Origin of the sequence: Kitasatospora sp. NPDC091257, assembly GCF_044757675.1 — a bacterium.
GTDB lineage: Bacteria > Actinomycetota > Actinomycetes > Streptomycetales > Streptomycetaceae > Kitasatospora > Kitasatospora lactacystinica.
The window spans coordinates 1-1,962 of record NZ_JBIVVI010001463.1; the positions used below are offsets into that span (position 1 = coordinate 1).

1 protein-coding gene is annotated in these 1,962 nt (G+C 79.7%); it reads left to right on the top strand.

The genetic code is table 11. The features are described 5' to 3' along the window. Nucleotides 1-203: 203 nt before the first annotated feature. The coding region (locus tag ACIQOV_RS39375) for a BTAD domain-containing putative transcriptional regulator (protein WP_401055697.1) at nucleotides 204-1,962 on the top strand (1,759 nt) is incomplete at its 3' end.

A 1,962-nucleotide genomic window follows, 5' to 3' on the forward strand; every position in this document is an offset into this window, starting at 1 on the left:
CCCGCCGCGGGGCCCCGGCCATGAGCCCGGGGGGAGCGGACCCGGCCGAATCCGCGGCCTTCAGCGCCGATCGGCCGTCAAGTAGCCTGCGCCCACACCGCACCGCCGCACCCGCACCCGCACCGCGGCCGCCCCGCCACCTGCCACACCGTTGCCGCGAACGCCCAAGCCCACGCGAACGCCCAAGCCCCGGAGGTACGCCGATGCCCCTGGCCCAGCCCGCCACCCCCGCCCGGCTGCGCTTCGCCGTCCTCGGCCCGCTCACCGGGGAGGCCGACGGCCGCCCGCTGGCCCTCGGGCCGCTGAAGCAGCGGCTGGTGCTGGCCGTCCTGCTGAGCCGCGCCAACACCGCCGTCCCGGTCGACCTGCTCACCGACGCGGTGTGGCCCGAGGAGCCGCCGCGCACCGCCCGGAAGAACCTCCAGGTCTACATCTGCACCCTGCGCACCCTGCTCGGCCGCGGGGACGGGCCCGACCGGCTGGTGCACTCGGCCGCCGGCTACCTGCTGCGGGTCGCCGAGCCCGAGTTGGACCTGCTGCGGTTCCGCGCCCTGGCCCGGGCCGGCCGGGCCGCCGCCGACGGCGGAGCGCTCGCCCCCGCCGCCCGGCTGCTGCGCCAGGCCCTCGACCTCTGGCAGGGCCCGCCGCTCGCCGACCTGCGCCGCTCGCCGGCCGTCGAGGCGGAGGCGGACCGGCTGGAGGCCCGCTGCCTGGGCGTCCACGAGGACTGGGCGGAGACCGAGTTGGAGCTCGGCAACCCCGGGGCCGTCGCCGAGGACCTCGCCGAGCTCGCCGAGCGCCACCCGCTGCGCGAGCGCCTCCAGGCCGCCCGGATGAACGCCCTGCACCTGTCCGGCCGCCAGGCCGAGGCGCTCGCCGTCTACGACACCCACCGCCAGCTGCTCGCCCGGGAGTTGGGGCTGGAGCCGAGCCCCGCGCTGACCGCCCGCTACCGGGAGCTGCTCGCCCGCGGCCGCTCCCTGCCCACCGCCGCCCGCCCGGAGCGCGGCGCCGGGCCGAACGGCGCCGCGCTGCTGCCCGCCGACACCGCCGACTTCACCGGAAGAACCGACGAACTGCGCTGTCTCGTCGACGAGTTGGGTGAGGGCGGCGGGCGCGTCGCGGTGCTCTCCGGCCCGGCCGGCTGCGGCAAGACCGCGCTCGCCGTACACGCCGGCCATCTGCTCGCCGACCGCTTCCCGGACGGCCGGGTGCTGGTCCGGCTGCGCGCCGAGGACGGCACCGCCCGCCCGCTGCCCGAGGTGCTCGCCGAACTCGCCGTCCTCACCGGCCGCCCGGGCGCCGCACCCGTCGCACCCGTCGGGACCGTTCGGCTCGCCCCCGCCCAAGACCCCGACCACGCCCCCGAACCCGGCCCCGGCGACACGGCCCGGGCCGCCGCCCTCTGGCGCGCCTCGCTCGCCGGGCGCCGGCTGCTGCTGATCCTGGACGACGCCCCGGGCGAGGCCGTGGTCCGCGAGCTGCTGCCGGGCTTCGGCCCGAGCGCCGTGCTGGTCACCTCCCGCAGCCAGCTGGCCGGCCTCGCCTCGGTGCGCCGCGTCGCCGTCCCGCCGCTCGCCCCCACCGAGGCCCTGGACCTGCTCGGCCGGATCGTCGGCACCGGCCGGACCGGCGCCGACCGCGCCGCCGCCGCCCGGATCGTGGCCGCCTGCGGGCTGCTGCCGCTCGCCGTCCGGGTCGCGGGCACCCGGCTGGCCGTGCTGCGCCATCTCCCGCTCGCCGAGTACGCGGCCCGGCTGGAGGACCCGGCGGGCGCCCTGGACGAACTGGTCGCCGGGGACGTCACCGTCCGCGCCCGGCTGGACTCCGGCTGGCGCGACCTCACCGACCGGGGACGGCTCGCCCTGGCCCGGCTCGCCGCCCTGCCGCTCGCCCTGCTCTTCACCCTCCCCGAGGCCGCCGCCGCCCTCGGCCGGCCCGAGCGGCTCACCCTGCGCACCC